Here is a 12,841-nt window from a genome sequence, read left to right on the forward strand (position 1 = left end):
CCGCAGGAGCCAGACGTAGGCGACGTGGCCGTCAGCGTGGCCGACGTGTTGGCCGCACAGGCACGTCTGCGCAAGTACCTGTCGCCCACGCCGCTGCATTACGCCGAGCGCTTCGGTGTGTGGTTGAAGCTGGAAAACCTGCAGCGCACCGGCTCCTACAAGGTGCGCGGCGCATTGAACGCGTTGCTGGCGGGCCTGGAACGCGGCGACGAGCGCCCGGTGATCTGCGCCTCGGCCGGCAACCATGCGCAGGGTGTGGCGTGGTCGGCATATCGGTTGGGCGTGCAGGCCATCACGGTGATGCCCTACGGCGCGCCGCAGACCAAGATCGCCGGCGTCGCGCACTGGGGTGCCACCGTCCGCCAGCATGGCAACAGCTACGACGAAGCGTTTGCGTTCGCGCGTGAGCTGGCCGAGCAGAACGGCTATCGCTTTCTGTCCGCCTTCGACGACCCGGACGTGATCGCCGGGCAAGGCACGGTCGGCATCGAACTGGCTGCGCATGCCCCTGACGTGGTGATCGTGCCGATTGGCGGCGGCGGGCTGGCCTCCGGGGTGGCGCTGGCGCTCAAATCACAAGGCGTGCGCATCGTCGGCGCGCAGGTGGAGGGCGTCGATTCGATGGCCCGTGCCGTGCGCGGCGACTTCCGCGAAATCACTCCGGTCCCCACGCTGGCCGATGGCGTGAAGGTCAAGATTCCCGGCTTTCTGACCCGCCGCCTGTGCTCGAGCCTGCTTGACGATGTGGTGATCGTGCGCGAGGCCGAATTGCGCGAGACCCTGGTGCGCCTGGCGCTGGAGGAACACGTCATCGCCGAGGGCGCTGGCGCGCTGGCACTGGCTGCCGGTCGTCGCGTTTCAGGCAAACGCAAGTGCGCGGTGGTCTCTGGCGGTAATATCGACGCAACTGTTCTGGCCACACTCTTGTCCGAGGTGCGGCCGCGGCCGCCACGCAAGCCGCGTCGTCGCAATACCGAGCGGCTGCGCAACGAACGCAGCGCCAAGTCACTTCCCGAAACACCCGTCCTTTCCCGCCCATCCGCAGTCGCTTCAACGCCTGTCACCGCCATCGCCGTAGAGGAGTCATCCTGGTGAACACGACCGTATCCAACCAGACCCCGCGTATCCGAATTTTCGACACCACCCTGCGCGACGGCGAGCAATCCCCCGGTTGCAGCATGACGCCCCAGCAAAAGCTGGTGATGGCGCGCGCGCTGGACGAGCTCGGCGTGGACATCATCGAAACCGGTTTCCCGGCCAGTTCGCATTCCGACCGCGAGGCGGTGGCGATGATCGGCCGCGAGTTGCGTCGCCCCACGCTGGCGGTGCTGTCGCGCTGCCTGCAGGCCGATATCGAAACTTCCGCACGTGCACTGGAAGCGGCTGCCAATCCGCGCCTGCATGTCTTCCTGTCCACCAGCCCGCTGCATCGCGAGCACAAGCTGCGCATGAGTCGCGAGCAGGTGCTGGAATCGGTGCACAGGCATGTGACGCTGGCGCGAGGCTATATCGACGATGTCGAGTTCTCCGCCGAGGACGCCACCCGCACCGAAGAGGATTTCCTGGCCGAGGTCGCGCGCGTGGCGATCGCCGCCGGTGCCACCACGATCAATCTGCCGGACACGGTGGGCTTCACCACGCCGGAAGAAATCCGCGGCATGTTCTCGCGCCTGATCGCCAGCGTGGAAGGTGCCGACAGCGTCATCTTCAGTGCGCACTGCCACAACGATCTGGGCCTGGCGGTGGCCAATTCGCTGGCGGCGATCGAAGGCGGTGCACGCCAGGTCGAATGCACCATCAACGGCATCGGCGAGCGCGCCGGCAATTGTGCGCTGGAAGAAATCACCATGGCACTGAAGGTGCGCGGTGCGTTCTACAACATCGATACCGACATCAATACCCCACGCATCGTATCCACCTCGCAGTTGCTGCAGCGCCTGGTCGGCATGCCGGTGCAGCGCAACAAGGCGGTGGTGGGCGGCAATGCGTTCGCGCACGAGTCGGGCATCCACCAGCACGGCATGCTGCGCCATCGCGGCACCTACGAAATCATGCGTCCGGAAGACGTGGGCTGGGAGTCCTCGCAGATGGTGCTGGGCCGCCACAGCGGCCGCGCGGCAGTGGAGCAGCGCCTGCGTGCCTTGGGATATCTGCTGGAGGAAGAAGAGGTCAAACTGGTCTTCGAACAGTTCAAGGCATTGTGCGAAAAGCAGCGCGTGGTCACCGACGCGGACCTGCAGGCATTGATGCAGGACGCCACCGTGCAGGAAGGCTACCGCCTGGCGTCGATGACCATCAGCGATGTCGGCAGCCGTGCCAATGCGCTGGTGGAATTGTCCGATCCGGAAGGCAATCGCGTGGCCGAAACCGCGCAGGGCAATGGTCCGGTGGACGCGCTATTCGGCGCGTTGGCCTCGGCCACCGGTGTGAAGCTGGAGCTGGACAGCTACCAGGTGCACAGCGTGGGCATCGGCGCGGACGCACGTGGCGAAGCCAGCCTGAGCGTGCGCCACGACGGCGTGGAATACGAAGGCACCGGCACCAGCAAGGACATCATCGAAGCCAGCGCACTGGCCTGGCTGGATGTGGCCAACCGCCTGTTGCGTCAGCGCGAGCGCGGCGTGGTTGCCGGCAAGACGGCTGCGGTGGCGTAACACCGCTCATTCGCTGGACGATGCAAACCTGACGGCCGGCAGTGTGATCTGCTGGCCGTTTTGGTGTTTGGTGTTCCAACTTTCTTGCAAGTGCGTCGGGCTGCTGCGGGCGCGTGCACTCGTACCGACACAGAACAACCTCGCACACGAGATCTGCCGGTTTTGTGCGAATGCTTCGGTCTGCTGCGGGCGCTTGCACGTGTACCGGTGTGGGACACGCCGCAAGTACGTCCATGTAGGCTCTGGCGCGGCATCCATGCCGCTCAAGGTCCCACACCGGCACCCGCGCAAGCACCACCGGTTGCTATCGGTTCCGGAATGAAATGCAGAGGGCATGCTGGGCTGGAGTTCCTTCGGACTGGGCTGGAGATCCTTTGGAGCATCCATCCTGGCGCCATGAGAGCAGATAGATGGCGTGCCGATTACATCGGCCACGAAGTCCACAGGCATCAACACGTGCTTGAAGCATTGCTTGCCGATCAGCGGCGGCAATATTGGGAGCGTGGTGTTGCGTCCGGGGGCGGGACCGTGTGGCGGCATGGATGCCGCCACCGAGCCTCCAGGGACGGATTCACGGCGTGTCCCGACACCGGATGCGGCACCGCGCTGCCGACCAGCTCCGCTTACCGATCAATCTTGCGCACGACATCTGGCGTTCCACGCGAACTTAAAAGCATTGCTTGCCGATCAGAGGCGGCAATATTGGGAGCGTGGTGTCGCGTCCGGGGGCGGGACCGTGTGGCGGCATGGATGCCGCCACCGAGCCTCCAGGGACGGATTCACGGCGTGTCCCGACACCGGATGCGGCGCCGCGCCGCCGACCAACTCCGCACACCGACCGGCCTTGTGTACGACATCTGGCGTTCCATGCGAATGCTCCGGTTTGCTGCGGGCGCTTGCACGCGTGCCGGCGTGGGACACGCCGCAAGTACGTCCATGTAGGCGCTGGCGCGGCGTCCATGCCGCTCAAGGTCCCACGCCAGCACGCGCGCAAGCACCACCAGTTGCTGTCGCCAGCTGAGGACAGGGATGCGGCATCGCGCTACCGACCAACACCCGCATGCCGGCCACTCCTGCGCACCACAACACTTCAGGAATGCGGGCGCTGTTACAGCGCGGCCACCACTGCATCGCCCATTGCCACGGTGCCGACCTTGGTCGTGCCTTCCGACCAGATGTCGGCGGTGCGCAGGCCCTGGTCGAGCACCTTGCCGACAGCCTGCTCGATGGTGTCCGCTGCAGCCGATTGCGCGAAGGTGTAGCGCAACATCATTGCCACCGACAGGATGGTGGCCAACGGATTGGCAATCCCCTTTCCTGCGATGTCCGGCGCGGAGCCATGACATGGCTCGTACATGCCCTTGTTGTTGGCATCCAGCGAGGCCGAAGGCAGCATGCCGATCGAGCCGGTGAGCATCGACGCCTGGTCGGACAGGATGTCGCCGAACATGTTGTCGGTCACGATCACATCGAACTGCTTGGGCGCACGCACCAACTGCATCGCCGCGTTGTCCACGTACATGTGCGACAGCGCAATGTCCGGATAGTCCTTGGCCACCTCTTCGACGACCGCGCGCCACAGCTGGCTCGATGCCAGGACGTTGGCCTTGTCGACCGAGCACAGCTTCTTGCCGCGCAGGCGTGCCATCTCGAAGCCGGCCTTGGCGATGCGGCGGATCTCGCTTTCGCTGTAGGGCAGCGTGTCGTAGGCCTGACGCTCGCCATTTTCCAGCGTGCGCGTGCCACGCGGCTGACCGAAATAGATGCCGCCGGTGAGCTCGCGCAGGATCAACAGATCCAGCCCCGACACTACCTCAGGCTTGAGCGTGGAGGCATCGGCCAGCTGCGGATACAGCAGCGCCGGACGCAGGTTGGCGAACAACCCGAGCTGCGAGCGGATCTTGAGCAGGCCGCGCTCCGGGCGCAGCGATGGATCGATGGTGTCCCATTGCGGGCCACCCACCGCACCCAGCAGCACCGCGTCGGCGGCGCGTGCGCGCTCCAGCGTTTCGTCGCCCAGCGGGCTGCCGTACTTGTCGTAGGCCGCACCGCCCAGTTCGTCATATACCAGGCTGACACCCAGCCCATGCTGCGCATCGATGCGCGTCAGCACCTTGACCGCTTCGGCCATGATCTCCGGGCCAATGCCATCGCCGGGGAGAATCAGAATCTGCTTGCTCATGCAATCCTCGTCAGTGAAATCAACACAGCGCAGCACGTACTGACGCAACCGGGTCGTTGGTACGTGCCGGCGGAATTACTGCAGCGCGCCGAACAGCCACGGTTGACGCGCGCGATGCCCTTGCTCGAAGCGGCCGATCGCATCGGCGTCCTGCAGGGTCAGACCGATGTCGTCCAGCCCGTTGAGCAGGCAGTGCTTGCGGAACGCATCGATCTCGAAGCCGTATTCCACGCCATCGGGGCGGCGCACGCGCTGTGCAGCCAGATCCACGGTGAGTCGGTAGCCCTCGGTGGCCAGGCATTGCGCGAACAGGGCGTCCACTTCTGCTTCGGCCAGCACGATCGGCAGCAGGCCGTTCTTGAAACTGTTGTTGAAGAAGATGTCGGCAAAGCTGGGCGCGATCACCGCGCGGAAGCCGTATTCGTCCAGCGCCCACGGCGCGTGTTCGCGCGAGGAACCGCAGCCGAAGTTCTCGCGTGCCAGCAGGACGCTGGCGCCCTGGTAGCGCGGGAAATTGAGTACGAACTCCGGGTTGAGCGGGCGCTGGCTGTTGTCGCGGCCAGGCTCGCCGACGTCCAGGTAGCGCCATTCGTCGAACAGGTTCGGCCCGAAGCCGGTGCGCTTGATCGACTTGAGGAATTGCTTGGGAATGATCTGGTCGGTATCGACATTGGCGCGATCCAGCGGCGCCACCAGTCCGGTGTGTTGGGTGAAAGGGGTCATTGAAAGGCCGGGAATTGGGAGTAGAGAATGGGGAATTGGCAGAGCGGAGACGGGACGGACGTTGCGATTCTCTATTCCCGATTCTCGATTCCCTGCAACGCACGCACATCAACAAAATGCCCGCTGACCGCCGCTGCTGCGGCCATGGCCGGGCTGACCAGGTGGGTGCGGCCACCGGCGCCCTGGCGGCCTTCGAAGTTGCGGTTGGAGGTGGAGGCGCAATGTTCGCCGCTGCCCAACTTGTCCGGGTTCATGGCCAGGCACATCGAGCACCCCGGCTCGCGCCATTCGAACCCGGCGTCCAGGAACACCTTGTCCAGGCCTTCGGCTTCGGCCTGTGCCTTGACCAGGCCCGAGCCCGGGACCACCAGCGCCTGCTTGATGGTGGCAGCGACCTTGCGCCCCCGGGCCACCGCAGCGGCCGCGCGCAGATCCTCGATGCGCGAGTTGGTGCACGAGCCGATGAACACGCGATCCAGGCGGATCTCGGTGATCGGCTGGTTTGCCCGCAAACCCATGTATTTCAGCGCGCGCTCGATCGAGTCGCGCCGGGTCGGATCCTGTTCGGTTGCCGGGTCCGGCACCTGCTGGTCGACCGCCAGCACCATTTCCGGCGAGGTGCCCCAGCTGACCTGCGGCTTGATGTCTTCGGCACGCAGCTCCACCACCGTGTCGAAGTGCGCGTCGGCATCGGAGACCAGCGTGCGCCACAGCGCGACCGCCGCCTCCCAGTCGGCGCCCCTTGGCGCGAACGGGCGGCCCTGCACGTAGGCAATGGTCTTTTCGTCCACCGCGACCATGCCCACGCGCGCACCGGCTTCGATGGACATGTTGCAGATGGTCATGCGCCCTTCCATCGACAGGGCGCGGATCGCGCTGCCGGCAAATTCCAGCGCATGGCCATTGCCGCCGGCGGTGCCGATCCTGCCGATCACCGCCAGCACGATGTCCTTGGCAGTCACCCCGAACGGCAGCGTGCCCTCCACCCGCACCTGCATGTTCTTCATCTTCTTGGCGATCAGGCATTGCGTGGCCAGCACATGCTCGACCTCGGAAGTGCCGATGCCGTGCGCCAGCGCGCCGAACGCGCCATGCGTGGAGGTGTGCGAATCGCCGCAGACCACGGTCATGCCAGGCAGGGTGGCGCCCTGCTCGGGGCCGACCACATGCACGATGCCCTGGCGCGCATCGTTCATCTTGAACTCGAGGATGCCGAAATCGTCGCAGTTCTCGTCCAGCGTCTGCACCTGCAGGCGCGAGACTTCATCGGAGATCGACTCCAGCCCGCCCTGGCGCTCGGCCCGCGTGGTCGGCACGTTGTGATCGGGCGTGGCGATGTTGGCATCGATGCGCCACGGCTTGCGCCCGGCCAGGCGCAGGCCTTCGAACGCCTGCGGCGAGGTCACTTCATGCAGGATGTGGCGATCGATGTAGATCAGCGACGAACCATCGTCGCGGCGCGTGACCTCGTGCAGGTCCCACAGCTTGTCGTACAGCGTCTTGGCAGTCATTGCGGCGATCCGGTTGGCGGATGGTGGGAGTGCCCACCTGGCTGCGTTCGATGCTAGGAGCTTGCCTTGGATAACGCAAATTCATATTGTTTATTCAACAAATGAAATTTGGGAATGGCAATGGACCTGGCAAGCCTCAGCGCCTTCGTGGCGATTGCCGAAAGCGGCAGCTTTTCGGCCGCCGGCGAGGCCCTGCACCTTACCCAGCCGGCGGTGAGCAAACGCATCGCCTTGCTGGAAGGGCAGTTGTCGGCGCGATTGTTCGACCGCCTGGGCCGCCAGGTGGTGCTGACCGAGGCCGGCCAGGCCTTGCTGCCGCGCGCGCAACGCATCCTGGCCGAGCTGCAGGACACCCGCCGCGTGCTGGAGCATCTTGGCGCGGCGGTCGGCGGGCGGCTGAGCCTGGCCACCAGCCATCATGTCGGCCTGCATCGCCTGCCCGCCCTGCTGCGCCGTTTCGCCGCGGAGCATCCTCACGCAGCGCTGGACATCCAGTTCCTGGATTCGGAGCTGGCCTATGCCGCGGTGCTGCGCGGCGAGGTGGAGCTGGCGGTCACCACGCTGGCACCGGACACGAGTGCGCCGCTGCGCGCGCAACCGATCTGGCATGACCGCCTGCAGTTCGTGGTGGCGCCCGATCACCCGCTTGCCGCATTGCGCGCGGTGTCGCTGGAGGATGTGGTGGCGCATCCGGCGGTGCTGCCGGATCCGGGCACGTTCACCCATCGCATCGTCGCCGGTCTGTTCGCCGGGCATGGGCTGGTGCCGAGCCTGCGCATGACCACCAACTATCTGGAGACGATCAAGATGCTGGTGTCGGTCGGCCTTGCGTGGAGCGTATTGCCGGAACGCATGATCGATCACCAGATCGTGGCGCTGCCGCTGGCCGATGTGACGCTGTCGCGCGAGCTGGGCTGCGTGACCCATGGCGGGCGCACCTTGTCGCGCGCCGCGCAGGCGTTTGTCGCCTTGTTGAACGCGCAGGCGGACCAGTTGCAGGAGTAAGCGCGGCAGCGCCATGCCCCTGGCAACGCGACAGGCTTACTGATCCACCAAGCGGTCGCGCCCCAGCCGCTTGGCCTGGTACAGGCGGCGGTCTGCCAGTGCCAGCAGTTCGCGGCGGCTCGGTGCTTCATCGCTCATCGCCATGCCCATGCTGGCGGTGCAGCGCACCGTCGTGCCCTGCGTCTCGATGCCGATCGCCGCCAGCCGCTGGCGCATGCGCTCGAACAGCGCGCGTGCCTGTGCAACGTCCACCCCCACTGCCGCGAGCAGAAACTCTTCGCCACCGTGGCGCGCGGCGAAGCACTGCGCCTGATCCTGCTCGTTGAATGCTTCACCGATCGCGCGCAGCACCGCATCGCCGACCTCATGGCCGTACTCGTCGTTGATGCGCTTGAAATGGTCGATATCCATCAGCACCAAAGCCAATGAAGGGCCACCGGCGCGCGCATCATCGAACCATTGCTGCAGGACGCGCTCGGCCTCGCGCCGATTCGGCAAGGCGGTCAGCACGTCGTGGCTGGCGCGGTATTCGAGCTGGCGCATCAGGGCTTCGCGCTCCTGGCTGGCCTGCTGCAGCGCGAGGTTCTTGTCGCTCAACTCACGGGTGCGTGCGTCGATCACCGTATTGAGTTGGCGCTGACGACGGCGGTAGCTGGCGGTGCGCCACAGATAGAGCCCGTAGATCAGGCTGCCCAGCCCGAGGATGCCCAGGGCGATCACTTCGCCACGCCGCCACCACGGCGGCGCCAGTGCGATCACCAGGCTGGATTCGCCCACCAGCGCGGTCTGCCGCCAGTCCACCGGCAGCGACATCGCCTGGACGCGGAAACGGAAACGGCCCGGCGGCAGATTGGTGTAGACCGCTTCGCTGGCGCTGTCGGCGTCCACCCAGTCCGGGTCGAAGCCTTCCAGCCGGTAGCGGTAGCGCACCTTGTCCGGGCCACGATAATTCAGCCCTGCATAGACAATGGCGATGCGCCGGGTCTCCGCGCCGAAGCGATGCAAGCCATTGAGCGGCTGCACCGTGCCGTCGACCAGCAGCCGCTCGAACACGATCGGCACGCGATGGCCTTGCAGGGTGCCCACGCGCGCCGGATCGATCACGCCCAGGCCCGCAGCGGTAGGAAACAGCAACTGCCCGGACTGGGTCATCCAGCCGGCCGGCGCGCTGCTGCCATTGCCCTGATTGCCGGGCATGCCGTCGCTGCGATCCACCACCTCCACACTCAACTGCTCGCGCGTGCCGGCATCGAGCTGGTCGAAGTCGCTGCGCGCGATGCGGAACACACCGTGGTTGCTCGACAACCAGAAATAACCCCGGCCGTCGTCGATCACCCGGAACACCTTGTCGCGCGGCAGCCCGACCCGGTGGTCGTAGACGCGGAAGGTCTCTCCACTCAGGCGCAGCAGGCCGCGATCGCTGGCGATCCACAGGTCGCCATTGGTATCGCGCAGGAAGTCGAACGCGTTCTGCCCGGGGAAATCCTGCTCGCCCAGCCATGCGCGTGTACTGCCATTTGCCGACAGCGCAGTCATGCCACGATCGGTGCCGATCCACACATTGCCCTGCGTATCGCGATACAGCACCTGCACCGAGCCATCGGGTACGCCGTCGGCGGCGGTGAAGCGGCGTGCCTTGCCATCGCGCCAGCGCACCAGCCCGGCGGTGGTGCCGATCCACAGCGTCTGGCCATCGGGCAACACCGCGCGTACCGACAGCGACGGCAGGCCGTCGGCCGCACCAATGCGTGCCAGCACGCGCCCTTGCGCATCCAGGCGCACCACACCCTGGCTGTACGTGCCGGCCCAGACGCCGCCATCGCCGGCATCGGCCAGGGCCAGCACCGATTGCTCCAGCACGCGGCCGCCCTCGTTCGGCACCACCGACACGCGGCTGATCCGGTCGTTGTGCCAGCGGTCCAGGCCCACCGCGCTGCCCACCCACACGGTGCCGTTGCCGGTCTGCAGCACCGTGCGCACGTAGTCCGAGGCCAGGCCGTCTTCGTGGGTGACGCCATGCGCGGCGCCTTCGGCAATGCGGAACAGGCCGTGCGTGCTGCCGACCCAGATCAGGCCCTCGGCGTCTTCCAGCAACGCCGGGCTGGCGACGCCCGAAATGGCGATCTGTTCATCCGGCGTACCCGCGCCGCCATGCACCACCAGCGTGCCCGACGGCAGGCTCATCCACAGATGTCCGCGCCGATCCAGCAGCAATGCATCCACCCGCTGGCCTTGCCGGAAACGCTGCAGTCCGCCACCGCGGCTCCACCACCACACGCCGTCGTCGCCAGCGACCAGCAGGCCGCCCTGACGATCGCTGGCCAGCCGTCGCACCGGTGCGGCGCGCATGCCATGTGCCTTGCCCCAGGCCTCGGCCACAATGCCATCGCGGGGCAGACGATAGAGCCCGACTTCGGTGCCCACCCATAAATCGCCATCGGCATCGGCCGCCAGCGCGGTGATGCGCGCGCGCGGCAGGCCGGCCTGGCGCCCGACGTCCACCACCCGCCCGTCCGGCTCGATGCGGTACAGCGTCTGCGGCGTGCCCACCCACAATGCGCCATCGGCGCAGCGCAGCAGTGCACTGACTGCCAGGTGCCGCGCCGAAGCATCGCCCAGCTGCTGCCAATGGCCATCCTGGTAGTGGTAGACCCCATCGAAGGCGGTGCCGAACAACATCCCGCCGGCGCTGTCGCGTGTCACCACGAACACGCCCCCCAGCTCGACGCCCGGTGTGTTCTGACGGTCATACACGGTGAAGTCACGGCCATTGAAGCGCGCCACACCTTCCCAGGTGCCCAGCCAGATCAGGCCATCGGCGCCCTGTGCCACCGCATGCACCAGATTGTGCGGCAGGCCGTCGTCCATGCTCCAGCGCGTGACGGTGTGGTACGCGGTATGGGTCGGCGGCTGGGCGCCGGCCGGCCAGACGCCGAACAGCACGCAGGCCAGCAATGCCCATCGCCACAGCAGCCCGGTCCGCCGCACGCATGTGCTGCGGACGCAGCCCGTCTGCGCATGCGCCCCGACCCTGTCCACGCTCCCCATCCCCTCGTTGTGCTGGCCAAAGGGGCTGCCGACGTGCGCCGACAGACCGTTAGCCAATCTATCACCGGGGGTTTTTCAACGCGCTAGGTGGATTCCCCACACCGATGGGATGCACAATGACACCGGGAGGCATTCAGCCGAAACAATTACCGGCCATAACCAAGCTGGTGCGCAGCTAACGCCTGGGCGCGGCCATTCCTGAGCGCTCGCCTGCATTCCACCGGCGGCGAGTATAAATATAGAACCCGATGGTCTAGTATTGGCAGCATGTCCAGCTCGCCCCCCCTCAAGTCCAAGGCCAGGAGCAACGGCCCCGGACGGCCCAAGGATCTTGGGAAACGCGCCGCCATTCTTGGCGCTGCCCGCACCATGTTCATGGAGCAGGGGTATGCCGGGGTCAGCATGGATGGCATCGCCGCCCAGGCGGGCGTGTCCAAGCTCACCGTCTATAGCCATTTTGGCGACAAGGAGAGCCTGTTTTCCGAGGCGATCCGTGCGCAATGCCAGCACATGATGCCGGACGACCTGTTCGACCACGCCCCCGAGGGCGCGCTGCGCGATCAGCTGATCGAAATCGCCGATGCCTTCTTCGCCATGGTCAGCACCGAGTCGGCCATTGCCACCCACCGCATGATGATGGCGCCCGGTACCGGCGACGTGCATGTGCGCGAGATGTTCTGGGATGCCGGCCCCAAGCGAACCCAACGGGCGCTGGCCGATTTCCTATCCGCACGCGTGGCCGATGGGCAGCTGAAGATCGACGATGTGGCACGCGCCGCGTCCCAGTTCTTCTGCCTGCTCAAGGGCGAGCTGTATGCGCTGATGATGTGCGGCCTGCACGGCCAGCCCACCCGCGCGCAGGTGGACGAGCACTTGCAGGCCAGCGTTGATTTCTTCTTGAGGGCGTATGCGCCGCGCTGACCGCCCCCGGCCTTTGGTGGCGATGACTTCCGGCACTGCGTCGTTTGCCGGCGCGCAGCGATGCTAGATGCGCCAGTTGCCCCGTGCACCGGTAAAATGCCTGCCCCACCGCGTTGGATAACCGCACCATGACGATCGATTTCTCCCAGGCCCGCGAAAAGATGGTCGAACAGCAGATCCGGCCGTGGGACGTGCTGGACCTGCGTGTGCTCGACGTGCTGGCGCGCCTGCCGCGCGAGGCCTTCGTGCCCGAGGCCTACAAGACCCTGGCCTATGTCGATGTGGAAATTCCGCTGTCGGCCGGCCACAAGATGATGAAGCCGGTGGTGGAAGGCCGCATGTTGCAGGCACTGGACCTGCAGCCGGGCGAAGACGTGCTGGAAATCGGCACCGGCAGTGGGTTTTCCACCGCCTGCCTGGCCGCGCTGGCCCGCGAAGTGCTGAGCCTGGAGATCGATCCGGCCCTGGCCGCCGCTGCCCGCGCCAATCTGGACAGCAGCGGCCTGGGCAGCAACGTGCGGATCGAAACCGCCGACGTGTTCGGCTGGCAGAGCGAGCGCCGCTTCGATGCCATCTGCGTGACCGGCGCGGTCGATACGCTGCCGACGCAATGGCTGCAATGGCTGCGGCCGAACGGGCGCCTGTTCGTGGTCCGCGGTCACGAACCGGTGATGGAAGCGGTCCTGGTCCGTGGCGACGTCAACGCTCCGCGCATCGAATCGTTGTTCGAAACCGACCTCGCCTATCTCCAGGGCGCCGCACCGACGCCCCGATTCCAATTCTGATTCTGATTCCCA

9 protein-coding genes are annotated in these 12,841 nt (G+C 66.2%); 5 read left to right on the forward strand and 4 right to left on the reverse strand.

Going from position 1 to position 12,841, the window contains the following annotated elements; translation table 11 throughout:
* The first annotated feature begins 24 nt into the window (after nucleotides 1-24).
* Nucleotides 25-1,095 carry a threonine dehydratase gene (locus H7A86_RS16375; RefSeq protein WP_232099345.1) on the forward strand — a complete coding sequence of 357 codons (1,071 nt, stop codon included), beginning with the start codon at nucleotides 25-27 and terminating at the stop codon, nucleotides 1,093-1,095.
* The gene (locus H7A86_RS16380; protein ID WP_104584028.1) at nucleotides 1,092-2,654 is read left to right on the forward strand and encodes a 2-isopropylmalate synthase; all 1,563 of its coding nucleotides are present in this window, start codon (nucleotides 1,092-1,094) and stop codon (nucleotides 2,652-2,654) included. The genes H7A86_RS16375 and H7A86_RS16380 overlap by 4 nt, the downstream gene beginning before the upstream one ends.
* A 1,108-nt stretch (nucleotides 2,655-3,762) precedes the next feature.
* Here H7A86_RS16380 and leuB read toward each other — a convergent pair.
* The 3 genes from leuB to leuC form a co-directional block, all read right to left on the reverse strand.
* Nucleotides 3,763-4,836 carry a 3-isopropylmalate dehydrogenase gene (gene leuB, locus H7A86_RS16385; protein ID WP_119130983.1) on the reverse strand — a complete coding sequence of 358 codons (1,074 nt, stop codon included), beginning with the start codon at nucleotides 4,834-4,836 and terminating at the stop codon, nucleotides 3,763-3,765.
* Between the two features lie 75 nt (nucleotides 4,837-4,911).
* On the reverse strand, nucleotides 4,912-5,559 hold the full coding sequence (gene leuD / locus H7A86_RS16390) for a 3-isopropylmalate dehydratase small subunit (RefSeq protein ID WP_104584025.1): 648 nt from the start codon (nucleotides 5,557-5,559) through the stop codon (nucleotides 4,912-4,914).
* A 71-nt stretch (nucleotides 5,560-5,630) separates the two neighbouring features.
* The gene (gene leuC, locus H7A86_RS16395) at nucleotides 5,631-7,070 is read right to left on the reverse strand and encodes a 3-isopropylmalate dehydratase large subunit (protein WP_115677369.1); all 1,440 of its coding nucleotides are present in this window, start codon (nucleotides 7,068-7,070) and stop codon (nucleotides 5,631-5,633) included.
* A gap of 120 nt (nucleotides 7,071-7,190) precedes the next feature.
* Here leuC and H7A86_RS16400 point away from each other — a divergent pair, with 120 nt between their 5' ends.
* Nucleotides 7,191-8,075, forward strand: a complete 885-nt coding sequence (locus H7A86_RS16400) for a LysR family transcriptional regulator (RefSeq protein WP_119130982.1) — start codon at nucleotides 7,191-7,193, stop codon at nucleotides 8,073-8,075.
* Between the two features lie 36 nt (nucleotides 8,076-8,111).
* Here H7A86_RS16400 and H7A86_RS16405 read toward each other — a convergent pair whose 3' ends face one another.
* A complete protein-coding gene (locus tag H7A86_RS16405) occupies nucleotides 8,112-11,123 on the reverse strand; it encodes a ligand-binding sensor domain-containing diguanylate cyclase (RefSeq protein ID WP_164740173.1) in 3,012 nt (1,003 codons plus the stop codon).
* A 267-nt stretch (nucleotides 11,124-11,390) separates the two neighbouring features.
* Between H7A86_RS16405 and H7A86_RS16410 the strand changes: the two genes are divergently transcribed.
* On the forward strand, nucleotides 11,391-12,044 hold the full coding sequence (locus H7A86_RS16410; protein ID WP_104584022.1) for a TetR/AcrR family transcriptional regulator: 654 nt from the start codon (nucleotides 11,391-11,393) through the stop codon (nucleotides 12,042-12,044).
* Between the two features lie 128 nt (nucleotides 12,045-12,172).
* On the forward strand, nucleotides 12,173-12,829 hold the full coding sequence (locus H7A86_RS16415) for a protein-L-isoaspartate O-methyltransferase family protein (protein ID WP_104648815.1): 657 nt from the start codon (nucleotides 12,173-12,175) through the stop codon (nucleotides 12,827-12,829).
* The last annotated feature ends 12 nt before the right edge of the window (nucleotides 12,830-12,841 follow it).

It is taken from the genome of Xanthomonas euroxanthea, assembly GCF_903989455.1.
In the GTDB taxonomy this organism is placed as follows: domain Bacteria; phylum Pseudomonadota; class Gammaproteobacteria; order Xanthomonadales; family Xanthomonadaceae; genus Xanthomonas; species Xanthomonas euroxanthea.

Coding starts and splice junctions, on each gene's coding strand:
- leuB (WP_119130983.1), bottom strand. CDS start 4,836: ATGAGCAAGCAGATTCTGATTCTCCCCGGCGATGGCATTGGCCCGGAG.
- leuD (WP_104584025.1), bottom strand. CDS start 5,559: ATGACCCCTTTCACCCAACACACCGGACTGGTGGCGCCGCTGGATCGC.
- leuC (WP_115677369.1), bottom strand. CDS start 7,070: ATGACTGCCAAGACGCTGTACGACAAGCTGTGGGACCTGCACGAGGTC.
- H7A86_RS16400 (WP_119130982.1), top strand. CDS start 7,191: ATGGACCTGGCAAGCCTCAGCGCCTTCGTGGCGATTGCCGAAAGCGGC.
- H7A86_RS16405 (WP_164740173.1), bottom strand. CDS start 11,123: ATGGGGAGCGTGGACAGGGTCGGGGCGCATGCGCAGACGGGCTGCGTC.
- H7A86_RS16410 (WP_104584022.1), top strand. CDS start 11,391: ATGTCCAGCTCGCCCCCCCTCAAGTCCAAGGCCAGGAGCAACGGCCCC.
- H7A86_RS16415 (WP_104648815.1), top strand. CDS start 12,173: ATGACGATCGATTTCTCCCAGGCCCGCGAAAAGATGGTCGAACAGCAG.